The organism is Chryseobacterium sp. T20 (assembly GCF_047345655.1).
In the GTDB taxonomy this organism is placed as follows: Bacteria; Bacteroidota; Bacteroidia; order Flavobacteriales; family Weeksellaceae; genus Chryseobacterium.
This window is the reverse complement of record NZ_JBLFDU010000001.1, coordinates 1-18,850: the sequence shown is the minus strand read 5'-3', so window position 1 is coordinate 18,850 and position 18,850 is coordinate 1. Positions and strand designations below refer to the sequence as shown.

General features: G+C 35.5%; 14 protein-coding genes. 7 read left to right on the top strand and 7 right to left on the bottom strand.

Annotation, left to right across the window (positions count from 1 at the left end; all coding sequences use genetic code 11):
* The first annotated feature begins 17 nt into the window (after positions 1-17).
* The 4 genes from ACMA47_RS00070 to ACMA47_RS00055 all read left to right on the top strand — a co-directional run bounded on the left by ACMA47_RS00070 (position 18) and on the right by ACMA47_RS00055 (position 4,868).
* Positions 18-2,096 (top strand): DNA topoisomerase 3, encoded by a 2,079-nt coding sequence (locus tag ACMA47_RS00070; protein ID WP_413928139.1) that lies wholly within the window; start codon positions 18-20, stop codon positions 2,094-2,096.
* 430 nt (positions 2,097-2,526) lie between these two features.
* Positions 2,527-2,952, top strand: coding sequence for a very short patch repair endonuclease (locus ACMA47_RS00065; protein WP_413928138.1), 426 nt, complete (start codon positions 2,527-2,529; stop codon positions 2,950-2,952).
* Positions 2,953-3,007: 55 nt separating this feature from the next.
* Complete coding sequence (locus ACMA47_RS00060) at positions 3,008-3,904, top strand: type II restriction endonuclease (protein WP_413928137.1); 897 nt, start codon at positions 3,008-3,010, stop codon at positions 3,902-3,904.
* A complete protein-coding gene (locus ACMA47_RS00055; protein ID WP_413928136.1) occupies positions 3,897-4,868 on the top strand; it encodes a DNA cytosine methyltransferase in 972 nt (323 codons plus the stop codon). Before ACMA47_RS00060 ends, ACMA47_RS00055 begins: the two co-directional genes overlap by 8 nt.
* Here the strand turns inward: ACMA47_RS00055 and ACMA47_RS00050 are convergent.
* The 7 genes from ACMA47_RS00050 to ACMA47_RS00020 all read right to left on the bottom strand — a co-directional run bounded on the left by ACMA47_RS00050 (position 4,851) and on the right by ACMA47_RS00020 (position 11,282).
* Positions 4,851-5,831 carry a hypothetical protein gene (locus tag ACMA47_RS00050; protein ID WP_413928135.1) on the bottom strand — a complete coding sequence of 327 codons (981 nt, stop codon included), beginning with the start codon at positions 5,829-5,831 and terminating at the stop codon, positions 4,851-4,853. The genes ACMA47_RS00055 and ACMA47_RS00050 overlap by 18 nt on opposite strands.
* An 80-nt stretch (positions 5,832-5,911) precedes the next feature.
* On the bottom strand, positions 5,912-6,328 hold the full coding sequence (locus tag ACMA47_RS00045) for a hypothetical protein (protein ID WP_413928134.1): 417 nt from the start codon (positions 6,326-6,328) through the stop codon (positions 5,912-5,914).
* A gap of 19 nt (positions 6,329-6,347) precedes the next feature.
* Complete coding sequence (locus ACMA47_RS00040; protein WP_413928133.1) at positions 6,348-7,271, bottom strand: hypothetical protein; 924 nt, start codon at positions 7,269-7,271, stop codon at positions 6,348-6,350.
* Positions 7,272-7,641: 370 nt separating this feature from the next.
* Positions 7,642-8,232 (bottom strand): hypothetical protein, encoded by a 591-nt coding sequence (locus ACMA47_RS00035; protein ID WP_413928132.1) that lies wholly within the window; start codon positions 8,230-8,232, stop codon positions 7,642-7,644.
* Positions 8,233-8,253: 21 nt separating this feature from the next.
* On the bottom strand, positions 8,254-9,801 hold the full coding sequence (locus tag ACMA47_RS00030) for an HNH endonuclease (protein WP_413928131.1): 1,548 nt from the start codon (positions 9,799-9,801) through the stop codon (positions 8,254-8,256).
* A 242-nt stretch (positions 9,802-10,043) separates the two neighbouring features.
* Positions 10,044-10,592: a hypothetical protein gene (locus ACMA47_RS00025; RefSeq protein WP_413928130.1), complete on the bottom strand. Its 549-nt coding sequence runs from the start codon at positions 10,590-10,592 to the stop codon at positions 10,044-10,046.
* Positions 10,593-10,973: 381 nt separating this feature from the next.
* The gene (locus tag ACMA47_RS00020; RefSeq protein ID WP_413928129.1) at positions 10,974-11,282 is read right to left on the bottom strand and encodes a helix-turn-helix domain-containing protein; all 309 of its coding nucleotides are present in this window, start codon (positions 11,280-11,282) and stop codon (positions 10,974-10,976) included.
* Positions 11,283-11,919: 637 nt separating this feature from the next.
* On the opposite strand from ACMA47_RS00020, the gene ACMA47_RS00015 reads away from it, so the two are divergent.
* The 3 genes from ACMA47_RS00015 to ACMA47_RS00005 are packed head-to-tail and all read left to right on the top strand — an operon-like array spanning position 11,920 to position 18,773.
* Complete coding sequence (locus ACMA47_RS00015) at positions 11,920-14,910, top strand: SusC/RagA family TonB-linked outer membrane protein (RefSeq protein ID WP_413928128.1); 2,991 nt, start codon at positions 11,920-11,922, stop codon at positions 14,908-14,910.
* A gap of 10 nt (positions 14,911-14,920) precedes the next feature.
* Complete coding sequence (locus tag ACMA47_RS00010) at positions 14,921-16,294, top strand: RagB/SusD family nutrient uptake outer membrane protein (RefSeq protein ID WP_413928127.1); 1,374 nt, start codon at positions 14,921-14,923, stop codon at positions 16,292-16,294.
* Positions 16,281-18,773 carry an alpha/beta hydrolase family protein gene (locus tag ACMA47_RS00005; protein WP_413928126.1) on the top strand — a complete coding sequence of 831 codons (2,493 nt, stop codon included), beginning with the start codon at positions 16,281-16,283 and terminating at the stop codon, positions 18,771-18,773. The genes ACMA47_RS00010 and ACMA47_RS00005 overlap by 14 nt, the downstream gene beginning before the upstream one ends.
* The last annotated feature ends 77 nt before the right edge of the window (positions 18,774-18,850 follow it).

The following is an 18,850-nucleotide window of genomic DNA, read 5'->3' as shown; positions in this document are numbered from 1 at the left end:
ACATCTAAATCCGTCATATGAAAGCAATCATTGCAGAAAAACCGAGCGTTGCAAGGGAAATTGCACAGTTGTTAGGCGCTTATGAAAAAAAAGAGGGGTATTTATCCGGTAACGGTTATTGTGTCACCTGGGCATTAGGACATCTGATCGCATTAGGAGTGCCGGAAGAGTATGGTATAAGAGGCTTTGACAAAGCCTCTTTGCCTATCTTTCCTAAACCATTTATTCTGACTCCAAAAAAACTAAAGAAACCCAATGGTTATGAGCCAGATCCTTCCGCTTTAAAACAGCTCAACATCATAAAGAAAGTCATCAATCAATGCAGCAGTATTATTGTTGCCACAGATGCAGGAAGGGAAGGAGAGCTCATCTTCCGTTATATCTATCACTACCTACAATGCAACAAACCTTTTGAAAGGCTCTGGATCAGTTCACTTACCGAAAAAGCAATACAGGACGGTTTTAAAAACCTTCAGCCAGGTGATGCTTTTGACGGTTTGTATCAAGCCGCTAAAGCCAGAAGCGAAGCAGACTGGCTGGTAGGAATCAATGCTACTCAAGCATTAACCATCACAGTAAATCAAGATGTTTATTCATTAGGCAGAGTACAAACACCAACTCTTGCTTTAATCTGTCAACGCTTTTTTCACCATCAAAACTTCACTAAACAAAAGTACTTTCAGATTCAGTTGAGTCATAGAAAAGAATATACAGATTTCACCAGCCTTTCACTATTGCAGTGGGAAGAAAAAAAACAAGCTGAACACATCCAAAAATTCATAGAACGGGAGGGAAGGGCTGTTGTAGAAGATGTATCCATTACAATAGTACAGGAACAATCTCCTTTACTTTTCGATCTCACAGAATTACAGAAAGAAGCCAACAGAAAGCTTGGCCTTTCTGCCGATGAGGTTTTACAGATTGCCCAGAGCTTATATGAAAAGAAATTCATTACCTATCCCAGAACCGGCAGCAAGTATATTCCTGAAGATTTATGGGCAGAGATTCCTGAACTGGTCAGAATCCTCAATACAAATAATCAATTTAAATCAGCCATATCTACTTTAAAATTCGGAAACTTCAATAAGCGAATTGTTAATGATGTAAAAGTAACGGATCATCACGGTTTACTCATCACTACGAAAGTTCCATCCGCACTTACTGCCACGGAAAAAGCCATTTATGATACGATTGCTTACCGTTTATTGGAATCTCTATCCCATGCTTGTACAAAACAAGTCAGTCACATTATAGCAAAAGTACATCATTATGAATTCCAGATCAAGGGATCAAAAATACTCAACAAAGGCTGGCGAGCCATCAAAGGAATTCTATCTGACAATGAAAATTCCAATAATAAAAATGAAGTGCTTACTGAGCTCCCGGAACTCAAAATCGGAGATGAGCTGAAGATCTCAAAAACAGAATTATTGGAAAAAGTTACACAACCTCCCAAACTTTATACAGAAGCTGATCTTTTATCAGCCATGGAAAATGCAGGCAGATCTGTTGAAAATAAAGAAGAGCAGAAAGCTTTATCCAATATTGGCATCGGAACCCCAGCCACCAGAGCATCCATTATTGAAACACTACTCAACAGAAACTATATCATCAGAAAAAGTAAAACCCTACATCCCACAGAGAAAGGCTTACAGGTTTACAACCTTATCAAAGACAAAAAAATAGCCAATGTCCAAATGACTGCAGAATGGGAAATAGCACTCGATAGAATTGAAAAAGGTGAGCTCAATAAAACCCAATTCATGAACGACATCCAAATCTACACAACTGAAATCACCAGCGAACTTTTATCACTCCATATTCCCCAAGAAAATATCCCACAATTAAAATGCCCCAAATGCCAACAACATAATGTTATTATCAATGATAAAATTGTCAAATGCCCAGATGAACAATGCGGTTGGATTCTCTTCAGAATTATATGCGGAGTACAACTCAGTATTAAAGATCTTACGTTATTATTAACTCAAAACAAAACATCATTAATCAAAAATATGAAAAGCAAAAACGGGAAGAAGTTTGATACCTATATAGTTTTAAATGAAGATTTTAGTACATCATTTGAATTCCCATAAACAAAAAAGCAGCTCATTAAGTTGCTTTACTTTTTATTTAATTCTAATCATTTTTCAGTGTTCTTATCTTCCAACAATCATTCAATAGTAATCCGGCAAATTTTCTTGTAAATATTGACCTAAATTGTACAAATATTACATTGTTAATTTTGTGCTCGTATAGTGTTTTTAATGTAAATATTTAATATTTGTTGTTTTAAATATTAAATAATATAATTAAAATGCTTTGTTTTCTAATTATGAAACAAAAAAAAATATCATAAAAAGAAAATTTGTAAATTACTTAGTAAAAACGCATGTGAAAAATGCTATTAATACTTTTGAATATATATTAATTATATTAAATAAAAACACCAGCAATTAAACAAAGTTTCAAAGTGACAAAAGAAAGTTTGTTTTTAGATGGTTGTTAATTATTAAATTTTGATTTATGACTGATGTTCATAATGAGGAAACTCGGAGCTATAATATGAGCCGTATTAATTCAGGGAATACTAAGCCTGAAATTATAGTACGACAGTTTTTGTATTCCAGAGGTCTACGATATCGTTTGCATGTGAAAGAGTTACCAGGTAAGCCTGATATTTTTTTACCAAAATATAAAACAGTAGTTGAAGTGCATGGCTGTTTTTGGCATGGTCATCAAAATTGTAAATATTTTGTATTGCCAAAAACAAGAACTGAATGGTGGAAAACGAAAATAGAAAGAACAAAAGAGAGGGATTTTCAAAATGAAGTAAAACTATTATCATTAAAAATTAGAACAATAATTGTTTGGGAATGTACACTTCGGGGTGAAAATAAATTCGGTACTTTGGAAAAATTATATAATGAAATTATTGAAGAAAACAATTAAAAGTATAAATTTATTATTATTATTTTTGTCTCATAATTTCTCAAATTAAAAACTATTGGCATTGGTAGACATCCCTATTATCATTCAAATTTCAGAGGAAGAAAAACGGATTTTTGAAAAGTTTATTAAGGCTCAGAGATCTAAGCATATAAGATCTTCACAGGAGATTGTGAACGAAATTTTTAATAACCGTCCCGATTTGCAAAAATATATTATCGAAAATCAGTCAGTCAGTAATATGATTGAGTCTTTGAGAACAGAAGTTTGGGAAGAATTTCTAAAAGATGAGGTGAATTTTAATGCTGCTGTAATGAAGGATTTATATAAAGTCCTTGATACTCCTAAATTAATGCTAGATGTATTGCTTGAAAAAAATATAGTAAATAAATCAGGAGAAGAACTTAGGGAGTCAGTAAAGGAACTTTGTGGGGAATATGCTGGTCGGGTGTTTCCGTATCTTTATGCACTGTCACTTAGCAATACTAACTCACGAAGAGCGAGAGCAGGAAAAACATTTGAAGCAATTATCTATAAGATATATGATTTGCTTGGATATAAATTTGATTCACAAAACAGAGTGGGTCGAAAAATTTTCAGTGATGTAGGACTTGGGAAAAAAGTGGATTCAGTATTACCAGGAATTAATGAGTTTAATAAAAGGAGAAATAAAACAATTATAGGGACAATGAAAACTTCCCTCAGAGAAAGATGGCAAGAGGTGGCGGAAGAAATTGAGAGAACAAAAATACCTGAAATACATTTACTGACTGTGGATGAGGATATTTCAGTAAGTAAAGCTGCGGAGATGGGAAACCATAATATTGTTATTGTGGCATATTCTTGGATTGCAGACAGTGATAAGCTTAAACATGCAAAAAACATTGTAAGCTTTGAGGAATATTTTTTTGAGGAAATACCTGGAATTATTGAATATTGGAAAAAAAATGATTAAGATTATAGATTTATTTGCTGGAATAGGAGGTATTAGAAGAGGATTTGAGCAAGCTTCAAATAACAGTGTTAAATGTGTATTTACAAGTGAATGGGATAAGTATGCAGCTGAAACCTATAAGGCAAATTACCCCGGAGAGGAAGTACATGGTGATATTACACTTATTGATGAGGAAGATGTTCCGGACCATGATGTACTGCTTGCCGGATTTCCTTGCCAGCCGTTTTCACAGGCTGGCTTGAAAAAGGGGTTTGATGATACGCGTGGTACTTTATTTTTCGATATTGAAAGAATTTTGCTTGCTAAAAGGCCAAAGGCTTTTCTTCTTGAAAATGTTAAGAGATTAAGAACGCACGATGGCGGCCGTACTCTTGAGATTATTATTAGACAGCTAAAGTCTGCGGGGTACAACAACTTACAGTACGAAGTTCTTCGTGCACGAGATTTTGGTTTGCCTCAAAACAGGGAAAGAATTCTGATTGTTGGCTTTCTTGATGATAATGTAAAGTTCGAATTTCCAAAGCCTTTAGGAGTACCAACAAGGGTAGGAGATATTCTTGAAAAGAATCCAGATGAAAAGTATACCATTTCTGACAGGCTTTGGGAGGGACACCAGCGCAGAAAAAAGGAAAATAAATTAAAAGGAAAGGGGTTTGGATTTGGAATTGTGGATGAAAATTCAGAATATACAAATACAATTTCTGCTAGGTACTATAAGGATGGAAGTGAGATTTTAATTAGCCAGAAGAATAAAAATCCCCGTAAACTTACTCCACGTGAAGCTGCACGCCTACAAGGATTTCCGGATACATTTAAAATAGTAGCCTCGGATAATCAGGCATATAAGCAGTTCGGGAACAGTGTTCCTGTAAATTTAATGGAGGCTGTGGCATCTGAAATGCTAAAAAGCATGGAGGAAGCCAAAAAAATTAAAAAAAATAAAAGGCTAAAGGTTGCGGAATAGATGATAGCTGCAAATTAGCGTATCATTTACAGTTGATTCACTCCGCATTCCTGTCCCACCAATAACTGTTTCTGAATCAGAGACATCGGAAGCAAAATCTTTAATAGAGATAAATTTGTATCCAAGCAGTTTACGGTCAGTCTGATTGTTGATTTCGCGTATAAAGAGAAAATAATCAAGACCGGTCTCTTCAGAAATACTGAGCATATCCTTCAGCCTTGGAACATCAAGCCCGAAACCTTTTTTATTCTTTTTTGGTAAGTCTTTTTCCTTAATTTCAATCAGTGAGAGTTTACCAGCCTGATTTTTTATGATCATATCAATATCAGATGGTTTACCCTTTTTCTTGCCAAATCCTATAAATCCGTCGAGAAAAAGTCTGTTAATGTAAATTTTTAGAAGCTGTGATTCTGAAAACTGAGAAAGATTTTCACGGAGCCAGTGAAAGGTTTGCTCTGCAATTTCGAAACTATTGCGTGACCGGACAGGATACGATTCAAAGAAGTTTAAAACGGTATCAATATTACTGGTTGTATTAATAAATTTATTATCCCCTGCTAAAAACTCATAGATCTCCATGTCAGGAACCGGAAGGGTTACGGAATCAGAATCAAAGAGCATTACAGGTTTCATTTCCCAATTTTCTTCATCACATAGGACTAGAATCATTTTCTCAAAACCCATAGCAGAAAGACAGGTAAAGATTTCAATGTAGTCTGTAGTATATTCATTTTTATTAATAACTGAAATATACATTGCGTTGTCGAGGCTTGTTTCTTTGCTGTTTCTGGATATAATCATTCCCCCTTCGAAATATTTTCGCAAAGGATATTTACCTTTCATGTAAATTTCAAGAAAAAGTTCTCCACGAAAGCCCTTGTAACGGCTCATTGCCTGTTTATCTCCGATTACATTATTGGAAACCAGTTTGTGAATATTGGTGATAAGCTCTGTTTTGGTCATACTTTCAATTTATATGTTTACATCATAAACAGATTTTCCTTCAATAAGCAATCTTTTATTAATGGCAATATTCCATGCATTCATGGTTTTGTACCATTTTTTATGCTGTAAAACTGTTCCCATGTTAATTCAATAATTCTTTTCAAACGGTAGGTATTGTCAATGCAAACAATATTGGCAAATTCAAATTTTTGAATATAGGGACTTTCTGAAGCAGGAGGCTGAAGACCATAAAATACACCAGTGAGATTTACTGTTGTTGCTTTTATACTGTACCGGTCTCCCTGCCGGCTAAGTGCATCTACATTTTGTGTTCCGGTAGGTACTGCCTGAAGATTTGGTAAGCCAGGAGTTGTATTGTAATAGCTTATTACAAGATATTCTTCCAAGTTACCAATAAGTTTTTTTGATCTTATCACCTGACGCTCCTTTAATAGATTTACAATTTCTAAATAGACTTTAATAAGCTTTTCTGTTAATAATTCGGACAAATCCATTTCTATCTTACTGATTCAGTTATAAAGCTGCCATTGCTGCTTCAGTTAAAGGAGTGAATTCACATTTTGGTATTTTTACAACAGTACTGCTTCCTCCCTGCATATTTCTTCCACCTCCTTGTGCTACCCATGATGCATACTGCGCCAGCTTGTCAAAGGTTATAAACCACCAATTAATCAATTGGCGGTCAGTTGTATTGTTGATTTCCCTTACAAAGAATAGGGAATGTAAATTTCCTTTCTTGGCGGCATAGAATGCCAGTTTTACAAAAGGCCCTACATCAATACCAAAATAATCTCCGACTTTTTTGTCAAAAGCAGCCGTTTTTTCCTTAATTTCAATGGGATATGTAAATTGCTGTCCCCAAATTATTCCATCAATATCAGACATCTCTGACATAAATGCATTCTGAAACGAAACCCGCAAATGCTCCTTTGTAAATTCTTCCGGTACAGAACCAGCTGGAATAATACTGGTATCCGAATGATATCTTAAAAAATTGTAATTCCTGTTACGTTGACTAAACTGCTGTATTGTATTCAATAGAAGAGTATAAGGCTGGGGATTGGGTATTCCCAGCTGTTTTGTATGCCAGACAATTGACGACGGATCATTCTGACGCATTATGGTCGGTACACAATAAAAACTATGTACTCCAATTTGATGCATGGTCGAGCATATGGTATGAAGGGCAATAGGAGGTTCTTCTAAATTTCTGTTCGGTGCGTAATCATTATCTGGTTCAATTGTCATGGGGAATAAGACTGATGACTGATGACCGAAAACACCATTGCCAACATTTCTAATGATCCATCCACCCTGTGATATTCTGCCACCAAATCCCAGATTATTTAAAGTATTTCTAAGATCGATTTCAGCAAGCATACCATTGATTTTATTTTGATTGATACTACTTATACTTGCTGATAAGTAATCAAGCATTGTTCTTGTGTTTAACCGGTTCATCTGGTTTTTATATTTTTATTTCAAGATAAGGATTTTACCAATTACCTTCCTTATATTTCCTTTCTTTTATCAACCACAATTCTAATAAATAATTCCCTAGTTTTTATGGAATATATTTGAAACTGATCGTCATAAAATAAATTGAATTTGATATTTCAAGAATTTTTTTTTTTTTTTTTTAATGTACTGATATATAGATCAGTAAAAATTGGAATTCATATTATTTTCTTGTTTTTTTATGTTGTAGGTGGTTTGGAAGAAATTATATGATAACTAAAATGGAACGAGATCAGACCTCGCTTTGTTTAAAATTATCATTTATCTTATGTAAAAGATTTACATGTAATTATTTGCCGGATGTCCATAAAAGTTTATCAATTATTCTGTTTTTTGCGATCAGATCTATATTTTTTAGTAAAGGAAATTCCTGATGAATGATATTGGTTATTGGCTTCACATAATCAAGTATTTCTCTGATATTATTTTCATTTTTAGTTATGTATTCATAAACATTTTGATTATAAATATTGTATATGTTTACCTTTTGACCAAGTGTTCTTCTTCCCCGTGAGTCCATTGGTATTATTGAACAAGGATTGTTTAAAAAAAGAATCTTTGAAGCCATGGATGTCACAATTTTTTTTCTTGTTAAATCTGTTTGCGACAATTTTAGTGCAAATTCATCAACGTTAGGGAGGCTATTTAATTCAATAAAACGTGTAGTTTCCTCCAAGAGACTTTGCACTTGGCCAGCTGCAAAATTCCTTACAACACGGAATTCTACCAAAAAAGTGTAAAAACTCCCTTGGTTTCTACTAATGTAATCTTTATCAGAAATATATCCAGTTTGGTATTTCTTAAACTCATTAATATAAAATAAGTCACTTCTATAATAAGCTAAGAAGTGACCAATTGCTTCAAAATGTTCGATATTCATTTAGAAATAAAAAAATCAAATTTAATTTTTATAGGTTGTATTGCAAAAAGGATGGGATAACTGTCCGTTATCAATTATGCCTAGTCCTCCATCCTCTTTTCGGTTTATATGGTCAATTGAGATGGAATTTTTATGAATTAACGAATTACAGAGTTTACATCTTACTGGGTTTTTTAACGCATTTATAATGAATACACCTGATTTGACTTCAGTTGTAAACTCCTTTCGAAGAGAACTGTCATAATCTAATTTTTCCGGAATTATATAATTAAACTCTGTATTATCATTAATAATTTTTAATATCTCTTTTTCAGTTTTTTTCTGCTCTAACGACTCTATTATAATTGAAAATAGTGTAGTTAGTTTTCTATAACTTTTTAGTCCACTACCAAATTTTTGACTTGTTTGATTTACAATACTTTTATAGGAAACTAAAAAATTTTCAAAATCACTTCTAATATTGGTGAACTTTATAAATCCATCAGTTTTTTTCTCTAAATGTTGCATTAAATTAAGTATCGTGTAAAATGCTGTTACTTGATACCTTCCTGTAGAGCTATAAAAGTAAATTGCAGGATGTAATCCTAGTGAAGACGGATGAACACCGGTAATTCGGCTTAATCGTTTTTTGGTTCTCTTTAATATATTGATGGTATCTAAACCTGTTAAATCGTCATCGAGATCAGTTTCATTTTTAATTTCGTTAGTTATATTGATAAGATCTAAAACTAAAGATAATGTTTGAGGAGAGTATCCTTTACCAGCTAATGGTACATCTAACGTTTTAATGGGCGTTTCAAGTTTTGGTGTGAAAAGTAAATTATTTATATCTTTTGCAAGTGTCTCTATTTCTAATTGATTTTCATTATCGAACTTAGACCAATATTTATGTCCTGTTCCTGAGCGTATTATTGCTCGAGCAGCAATCGAATTTGGCTTTTTTCTTGATTTTAATAATTTTTTTTCGGTATCATTAATTGGTGAAGCTTGTTCGTTTATTTTAAAGAATGATGCTTCAGCCTTGCTTGAATCGCCCCTGACCCACTGTAACTGTATAGTAAGTGTCGCAAGTTTTTTTGCACGTTCAAGCATTTCTGGGGAGACTTTGTCGGTATTTGTTATTGCATACTTGTGATCACTGTATGCCCCAAATTTCTTCTTAATTAGCTTTCTTGTTTTCTCGGCTATAGCTAACTGCTCAGGTGGGATATTATACTCGAAAAATGATTGTGAAATAACACCGTCACCATAATCATCAGTCACCCAGGCAATTATTGCACTTAATCTATGTGCTCCGTCAATTACAAAATTATATCCTGCAGAATTCCAGAAAATAACTGCTGGAATTAGATCTCCTTCTAAAAAGCTCTGTATTAAATCACAGATTTTGTCAGGTGTCCATTCTGAAGTCTCCCTCTGAAAGTCAGGTTTTCTTAGGGTTTGAAAAAGAAAAGATCCGGATTCTAAATCTCTCACCTGTAATGCAGGTAAATTCTGAGCGGGAATTTGATTAAAATCTTTTATTTCAAAATCTTCTCTAGATATTAATGCGTCTAAGTTTGCTGTCATGCCTAATATTAGTTTTATTATTACTTTATAAAATATTATTACCATCTTTAATCTAGATTTTAGGGCAACTGATTTGTAAGGTATTTTAAGATATGATATTTAATTCCTAGTTCTAAACATTCAGTATTTGCTCTAAATTCTAATAGTGCTTGGTAATGTAGTTTACATTATTTTTTTTCTTTCCATTTGCATTGCATTCAAACCAAGCTTTTTTTGTTTGAATAATAACGTGCAAAATTTTATTATAATTCTCTTATCATCCGTTTTATGACAAGGTTTTCCAACTTATTTCCAAGCGAAAATTCATTAATATCTTTCCAGTGTAAACCACCATTATAAATTACACCGAGCAAATAGTAGTTTTCAGGAATTTTATTGATCAAGATAATAGGAGCCGTTTCTAATGAGGCAGAAGCTATCACGGCGCTCCCAATTTTATTCTTTTTAGCTTTGGCAAAAATTTGATTATTAATGACAAAACAATCAAAAGAACTGTTTATAGTATTGGACGAATTAGTTGCATTTAATATTATTTCATCATTATCTTCATTTAAATATGTGATTTCAATCTTAGGTAAGTTTGAATTATTTGCTTTAAAAGAATGCCCATCATCAAGAATAATTTTTGTTGGATTAAGAGATTTAAATGCTATTGCTAAAGAGCTTTTACCGTATCCATTTGGGGCTACTAAAATTGTAGTTTTATTAGGTAATAAATCAAATTTTATTTCGGAATTCTCAGTGTTTTCACCAATACCTTTAATATTGATTATTTTAATTTTTTTTATCATTTATGGTTGTATAGTTTTGTTGTAACTAATAATTAAAATTTCATCTTAATTTTAGTTCATCTAATATTGATTGACATAAAATTTGAATAAATTTTGACCAGTATTTATGCCAAATAATTTTGAAAAAACTAGATTTTATTTTTAATTGAATTTGAGAGATTTACTTATTGTTAGCTTTAGACTAATTTCATATTTCAAAAGCTCAAATTTTTGATAAAAGTATATGATATCATTTTCAATTACCAAAATACACCTATATTTTTGACTGCAATTACGGTTTTCCATAAACATTAAAAATAACAAGCATTTTTAGATTTTGAATCAGAATTTTCACGGAATTTCTGTAAGATTCTAAAACCTTAAAAAAAATGCCGACTTTCGTTACGATTTTTTCTTATTTTTATTCTTAAACTCTTTTTGTAGATAATCTATTTCCTCTTCTATTTTTTTCAACTCTTTGATATCCATTTTTGTAAAAAGAAATAGAATATTGATGTCTAAAAAGTTACAAAGTTTCACAATATTTTCAATTGTTGGATTAGTTAATCCTCGTTCAATTCTACCCACATGATCTTTAGAGATATTTAATTCCAATCCTAATTGGAATTGTGATAATTCTCTCCTTAACCTATAGACTTGAATTAATTTACCAATTTGAAACTTTAAATTCTCTACTTGCCATTTATACATGTAGTAAATTTTAATCTTTTAATTTCTTTTCATGAAGATATATATGTCGTCTATTGTTTTTTTATTATATTTGTAAAATAGGTTACAGAAAATGTAACTTTGCGATACTTCAAAGAATAATAGAAGCTATTGCTTAGAATCTCGATCTGAAAACTGGTAATTTAAAGCAACGAGACGATAAGCAGAAAGCTCACGACCTAGGCGTGGGCTCTCTTATCTGTTGCACGGTATACCAGTACCTCAGATCGGATATTGTAGAGTCCCATGCCGTTTTTTTTCAATGCAGTTCACTTTATCTCTACATTACAATCTAAGCCCGCTTTCAAAAATAGTATCAGACTACACGATACAATAGGAATGTACAACCTATTGCGGCTTTAAAAAGCTTACACGGGAACACAGATTTCATTCATATTAAATTCTTTCCGGTGCCTTGCAGTCACTGCTTACAGAACCTCACCAGTCCTTTTTCATACCAAAGGGCATCAGGAAAGTCTTTATTTAATAAATGAATCAAAAAACTACTCAACTTAAAATCAGAAGAAGGAAAAAGCCCCTTCCCATAGAGTTTGCAGACCAACGGGAAAGAGCGTAGTTCAGTAATTAATCTTTAAAAATTAAAAACCTTTACAAATCTATGAAAAATTCCTATTACAATATAGGAGGCATTTTCTTTGGGCTCATGTTTGCTGCTGTAAGCATTGGTACAAAAGCCCAAACACGCACTATTTCAGGTACCGTAACCTCATCAGGTAAGCCTTTACAGGGAGTTATAATCTCCCAGGAGGGTAGTGATCAGGTAACCAGGACCGGCAATAACGGAACCTATACATTACAGGTTTCAGCAGAAAATACCGTCCTATTGTTCAGACATCCTGATTATTCAGAAGAGAAATGCACACTTACTAATCAGACCGTCGTTAATATCCGCTTAGAACAAAAAGTAAAGGGAATCGAAGAAGTTATTCTCAACGCTGGCTACTACAAGGTAAAAGACAAAGAAAGAACCGGTAGTATCGCCAAAGTTTCAGCAAAAGATATAGAAAACCAGCCTGTCACCAATGTTTTATCAACCGTACAGGGGAGAATGGCAGGAGTTAATATTACCCAGAATTCAGGAGTTCCGGGAGGTGGCTACAGCATCCAGATCCGGGGACGTAACAGCTTGAGAACTTATGCCAACAGTGAAATAGATGGCAGCCAACCCTTATATATAGTGGATGGTGTGCCTGTGGGAAGCGGAATGACTGCTTCTTACGGTGCTAATATTTTATCAGATGCCAACCTGAATCCATTGAGTAATATCAGTCCCAATGATATCGAAAGCATTGAGGTTTTAAAAGATGCAGATGCCACCGCTATCTATGGTTCCAGAGGAGCCAATGGAGTAGTACTGGTGACGACCAAACGGGCGAAGAAAGGATCTTTGGGTCTTTCCGTCAATACTTCGTATGCCCTAAGCAACAGTCTTTCCAATCTTACCATGATGAATACGGAGCAATACCTGGGAATGCGCAGGCAGGCTTATGCGAATGACGGAATTTCCGTATATCCGGCCACTGCTTATGATGTCAATGGAACTTGGGACCAGAACCGTTATACGGATTGGTTCAAAACGCTTCTCGGAAATACCTCTGTAACTTCCAATGTTCAGCTGTCTTTATCGGGCGGCGGGGAGAGGACCTCTTTTCTGGTAAGTTACGGACATAATGAGCAGACCACGGTCTTTGCCAAAGATTTCCGATATAAAACCAATACATTACTGGGTAATCTGTCACACCGTTCAGCAGACAACCGTCTTAACTTTACCATGTCAACCCTGTTTTCAAAGCTGGAACATAATGTGATCAGTCTGGATAATACCGGTAACGCTTTATTTCTGCCTCCCAATGCGCCTACCCTGTATGATTCGCAGGGGAATATCAACTGGCAGAGCAATACCTTTGATAATCCTTTGGCCGCTTATAACAGTACCTATTCCAACAACAATATACAGTTTATGAATAATTTCACGGCTGGTTATGAATTGCTGAAAAATGTACAGATCAGACTCAATGGAGGAAGCAGTTACCAAACCTTTGATGAATTGTCATTACAGCCCAGTACGATCTATAATCCATCATTAGGGATAGGTCCTGCCAATTCCAGAGCGCTCCAAAGCAATAAAAGCAGGCTGTCCTACACGTTGGAACCGCAATTGAACTGGAGCTTTAAAAAAGGTTCTCATCACATGGATGTGTTAGTTGGAGGGACCTATCAGAGTGATCTTAATACTCAGGATGCCATACAGGGATATGGTTTTACCAGCAATGCATTTATTGAAAATATTGCGGCTGCTACGACCAAACTGATTTCAGACCAGGTTAAAACGGAATATAAATACATGGCCGTTTTCGGAAGACTTAATTACCAGTTTGACCATCGCTATATCATTAATATTACGGGTAGAAGAGACGGAAGCAGCCGTTTTGGAACCAACCGCAAATTTGCGAATTTCGGTGCGGTGGGAGCCGCCTGGTTATTTTCCAATGAAAGCTTTCTGAAAGACTTATCCTGGCTCTCCTTTGGAAAGCTGAGGGGAAGTTATGGCTCATCAGGAACTGATAATATTGGGAACTACCAATATAACGATACTTTTATCACTTCTACTTTAGGGTACAATAATGTAACAGGGCTGGTTCCTTCCAAACTGTTCAATCCTAATTTCAGCTGGGAAAAAACTGTCAAATTAGAAGCAGCGCTGGAAATGGGATTTTTCAAGGACAGGCTTAATGTTACGGCATCTCATTATCGTAACCGTTCTTCCAATCAGCTGGTAGGCTATCAGCTTCCTTCGGTAACAGGGTTTACTTCAGTGCTGGCCAATCTGGATGCTACCATTCAAAATACGGGATGGGAATTTGAGATCGTGGGACGTCCGTTTACCAGTGCTTTTAAATGGGAAACATCAGTCAATTTAAGCATTCCAAAGAATAAACTTCTGTCTTTCCCGGGACTGGAAGGATCAACCTATGCCAACTCTTATGCTATTGGACAGTCGGTCAATATTATAAAATTGTACCATCTAGAAGGTATCAATCCTCAGAACGGTCAGTATATCTTTACCGATTTTAATGATGATGGTAAGATCAGTTCCCCCGATGACAGGCAGGTTATTAAAAATATAGGAGTAGAATTTTTCGGAGGCTGGAGCAATAATTTCAGCTATAAAAACTGGTCGTTGTCACTGCTTGTTCAGTTTGTCAAACAGCAGAGCCGGAATTTTAATTATCAGATGTCTTCTCCTGGACTGATGAAGAATCTTCCTGTAGAGGCCCTTAATGTCTGGTCACCCGACAATCCAAGTGGACTATATATGCCGTATCATGCTACTTCGTCACCACTACACAGTTTATTTCAGATGAGTGATGCAACCGTGTCCGATGGATCGTTCATCCGTTTGAAAAATATTCAGCTTAGCTACCGGATTCCAGTGTCAGGGAAGCTCATTAGAGAGGCAAAGATCTATTTTCAAGGGCAGAATCTCTATACCTGGACCAGGTATTTCGGGTTGGACCCTGAGTTTTCATCTTTAGGATTTCTTCCACCTCTAAAGACCTATTCTTTTGGCATGCAGATTAACTTTTAAAACCGATACAATGAAACTTTATAAACAATTCTATATCATAACAGGTTTTATATTATTACACAATATGAGTTCCTGTGAAAAACTGATCGAAGTAGAACTGCCTTCCAATCAGATATCTTCCGATCAGGTATTTGTAGATGTCCAGACAGCAGATGCTGTTCTGGCAGGATTATATTCTGGATTACGTGACAGTTCTCCGTTTGCAGGGGATCAGTCTGGCAGATTATTAGGGCTTTACACTGATGACCTTGATTTTTATTCCACTACGGCAACCAATGGACTGCCCGAAATCGCCCACAACCTTCAGAACGATTCCAATGTCAGTATCTATACGGACTGGTCAACATCGTATAAGCAGATCTATGTTGCCAATGCTATACTGGAAGGGATTGACAACTCAAAGTCTATTTCCCAGGCAGACCGCAAACGTATAAAAGGAGAGGCTTTAATGGTAAGATCCATGCTGCTGTTATATCTCCAGCAGTTATATGGAGATATTCCATATCCGAGATCGACAGATTATCAGGTTAATCGGTCAATTTCAAAAACGGATCACGCCCAGGTGCTTTCGCAGCTCAGTGAAGATCTCAAAGAAGCAATTGCTCTTCTTCAGGATAATTACAGAAATACAGAGAGGATCTTCCCTAACCGAAAAATGGCGGAACTACTATTAGCTAAAGTCCATCTGCTGGGGGGAAAGTGGTCAGAGGCAGAAGTTTTATGCAAAGATATCATTCAAAGTCCTTTGTACCAGTTCCAGAATGATATTACCAAAGTCTTTATTAAATCCGGCTCCCATATTCTCTGGCAGCTGAAACCTAAAAATTCAGGTGATGGGACCAAAGAATCCGGAACCTATTACTTTAACAATTCAGCACCTTCGATGACTGCTCTGAGTAAAGGACTTGTCAATACGTTTTCTCCTGCAGATCTCAGAAAGCAGTACTGGATGGCCTCGGTAACATTCAACGGAACAACGTGGTACAGGGCTGAGAAATACAAAAACAGAACAGCGAATACAACGGAGTATTCAATTATTGCACGGTTGGAAGAAGTATATCTTCTTTTAGCCGAGGCTTTGGTACAGCAAAATAAAATAGATGAAGCAGTGCCTTATCTTAATAGAACCAGACAGAGGGCGGGGATACTACCTTTAACTACTCCTTTGACAAAAGAAGGGGTACTTAATGAAATTATACTAGAAAACCGAAGAGAGTTTTTTACAGAGATGGGACATCGTTTCTTCGATCTGAAAAGAATTGGGAAGCTTGATACCGCTTTACAAGGGAAGCCCAATTGGAAACCTTATCATAAGCTTTGGCCTATACCCCAACAGGACATTTTATTAAACTCAAATTTAAAACCCCAAAATGAAGGCTATTAATCTTAAACTGTTTCTAAGTGCTGGGATTATATTTATGTTTAGTAACAGTCTGTTGGGACAGTATAATATAGATTCCATCAAGCAGAGGTATGGTAAATTCTACACTATTGCCAATCTGAAAGTTGATGATGAAAACAGGTGGATTTCCTTTACTAAGATTTACAAAAAAAATACGGATACTACAGTCATCACTAAAACTGATGGACAACATCATCATACGGCTGCTTTTGTTGGAGTTTCCAATAGCTTTTTTTTAGAGAATAACCGTTTCCTATGGCTTGGAAAAAGCGGTGCACAGCTTGTTAACCTTCGATCCGGGCAAAAGAGAGATTATAAGGAAGCTAGAACAATAGAAATTGTACCTTCCCTCGGATACTATGGTATTTTGTACAAAAACGGTCTTCTGCAAATGTTTGACTGCAAAAACAAATTGATTACTGCTGTTAATGGTGTGACCCAGTTAGTGAGCAATAGAAATAATCAGTTGTATATTGTGGTGAAGCAAAATAATGTCTTATCTGTCTGGTCCCTTCAATCCAAAGAATTTAAAAAGATATATACCTCTGAACAGGGTATCAAAAAAATCATGATCGTACCCTCACACAAATATCTGGCGGTTACAGAACAGGAAAAGTCTTCTAATGGGTTCCAACTTGTATTACTTGATACCAACTCACTCAAAGTTTCAAGAGTTGGCAATGGTTTTATTAAATCCGATTATATTGAAGTTCGTGAGATCAATAACGGACGTACCTTTTTTCTGGATTTTAATAGCAGGCCAAAACCTGATACTGCTTTTCAGCCGGAAATAAAATATGGCACCGATACCGATCTCTGGTTGTATAGAATGGGAGAGCAGCATCACGAATACTGGGTGTACGATGTAAAATCAGGGGAGTCTCAAAAGGTAGATCCTGATCTTAGGTTTATGGCCGCTATGGACCATGACAGATATTTTCTAAGCTTCGATAGAAAGGAGAGGAATGCCTATATCAGTTCGGTTTCGTGGTTTGACATTTATATATATGATCGATTTGTTAAAGCTTCAAAAAAGATACTCACTCAGACTTCAAATCTTGTAGTCAGTCGGGGAGGTGAGTTTATCATAGGATTCAATGAAGAAAAAAAGCGATGGATTCTGCATTATACTCTTTCATCGAAAGAAATGATTATTGAAAACGCAGGAATCCAAAGGCCAGTATTCAGCGATGATAACAGATATGTTTTTTTTGAAGGTAGCAGCGGTCTTTATCAGCTTGATCTGCATACACAAAATCTGGAACAAATAGCCTTAACGGAAAATAAAAAGGTAGCTCTTCTCAATGTTAAAGAAGAGATGATCTATGGAACGTTAGGCGCAGATTTTAGAATCCGAAGCATTAATGCTAAGAAGCCTGTTATCCTTGAGCTATATGATCAAAACAACAACGAAACATCATATGCTCAATGGTTCCAGGATAAAATAAAGGTGTTGCTTCCGGCCACGAAAAACAGAGTGAGCGATTTCAAAATAAATCCCCAGAGCCTAACGGTTTTTAGTCTAGAAGAGAGTTTCAACAGTCCTCAGGCAATTTATCTATATCATAACGGTCATAAGAAAAAAGTGTATCAAAGCAATAGGTTTGATCATCAGATTATTACGGCTAGACAGGAAGTCCTTTCATACAAGAATAGTTTGGGAGTTTCCATCAAGGGTGTATTGTATTATCCCCTTAATTTTGATGCCCGAAAGAAATATCCGCTGGTTTTATCAATCTATGAAGTTCAGAATAAAAGTGCGTCGTTGTATCCCTATCCATTTTTTTCGGGTATAGGGGTTAACATTCGGTCACTCATTGATAACGGCTATTTTGTTTTTCTTCCCGATGTGGTTTTAGACAGCCGTGGTCCTGGGTTCTCAGCGTTGGATTGTGTACATTCGGGACTTGATGCCCTGAAAAAGTATACAAATATTGACGGCAGTAGAATAGGGCTGATGGGGCATTCATTTGGAGGTTTTGGTACCAGTTTTATAGCATCTCGTTCCAGTCGTTTTGCGGCCTATATATCTGGAGCACCGGTTACCGACCTTGTGAAGTTTTATTTTTCTTTCAGTCAGGAAAGGAAACTTCCCAATTACCCCCGTTTTGAAAACGGACAGTTTGATATGAAGGTTCCATTTTCTGAGAATAAAATGCTTTACTACAATAACAGTCCTATTACTAATGTAGAGAAAGTTAATAAGCCAATCCTTCTCTGGACAGGTTTAAAAGACGGAAATGTTCCTTATACTCATACCGAAGAATTGTATACAGGTTTACTACGAAATAAAAAAAGGGCGGTAGCACTTTACTATAAAGATCAGGATCATGATCTGGCAAAAAATAGCGCTGAGAGCATAGACCTGCATTTGAGAATTCTGGAGTGGTGGAATTACTTTCTGCAAGATAAAAAAAATATTCCCTGGATTGATAAAGAGATGAAAAAGGATGCCTTGTAAGTGGCTGTTGCACAAAGTAGTTTTGCGAAGCCACAAATAATTCCGTTCTAAAATTAGGAAGGTTGAGGAATCAATCT

Coding starts and splice junctions, on each gene's coding strand:
- ACMA47_RS00055 (WP_413928136.1), top strand. CDS start 3,897: ATGATTAAGATTATAGATTTATTTGCTGGAATAGGAGGTATTAGAAGA.
- ACMA47_RS00050 (WP_413928135.1), bottom strand. CDS start 5,831: ATGACCAAAACAGAGCTTATCACCAATATTCACAAACTGGTTTCCAAT.
- ACMA47_RS00030 (WP_413928131.1), bottom strand. CDS start 9,801: ATGACAGCAAACTTAGACGCATTAATATCTAGAGAAGATTTTGAAATA.
- ACMA47_RS00065 (WP_413928138.1), top strand. CDS start 2,527: ATGACTGATGTTCATAATGAGGAAACTCGGAGCTATAATATGAGCCGT.
- ACMA47_RS00005 (WP_413928126.1), top strand. CDS start 16,281: ATGAAGGCTATTAATCTTAAACTGTTTCTAAGTGCTGGGATTATATTT.
- ACMA47_RS00015 (WP_413928128.1), top strand. CDS start 11,920: ATGAAAAATTCCTATTACAATATAGGAGGCATTTTCTTTGGGCTCATG.
- ACMA47_RS00010 (WP_413928127.1), top strand. CDS start 14,921: ATGAAACTTTATAAACAATTCTATATCATAACAGGTTTTATATTATTA.
- ACMA47_RS00025 (WP_413928130.1), bottom strand. CDS start 10,592: ATGATAAAAAAAATTAAAATAATCAATATTAAAGGTATTGGTGAAAAC.
- ACMA47_RS00040 (WP_413928133.1), bottom strand. CDS start 7,271: ATGCTTGATTACTTATCAGCAAGTATAAGTAGTATCAATCAAAATAAA.
- ACMA47_RS00020 (WP_413928129.1), bottom strand. CDS start 11,282: ATGTATAAATGGCAAGTAGAGAATTTAAAGTTTCAAATTGGTAAATTA.
- ACMA47_RS00035 (WP_413928132.1), bottom strand. CDS start 8,232: ATGAATATCGAACATTTTGAAGCAATTGGTCACTTCTTAGCTTATTAT.
- ACMA47_RS00070 (WP_413928139.1), top strand. CDS start 18: ATGAAAGCAATCATTGCAGAAAAACCGAGCGTTGCAAGGGAAATTGCA.
- ACMA47_RS00045 (WP_413928134.1), bottom strand. CDS start 6,328: ATGGATTTGTCCGAATTATTAACAGAAAAGCTTATTAAAGTCTATTTA.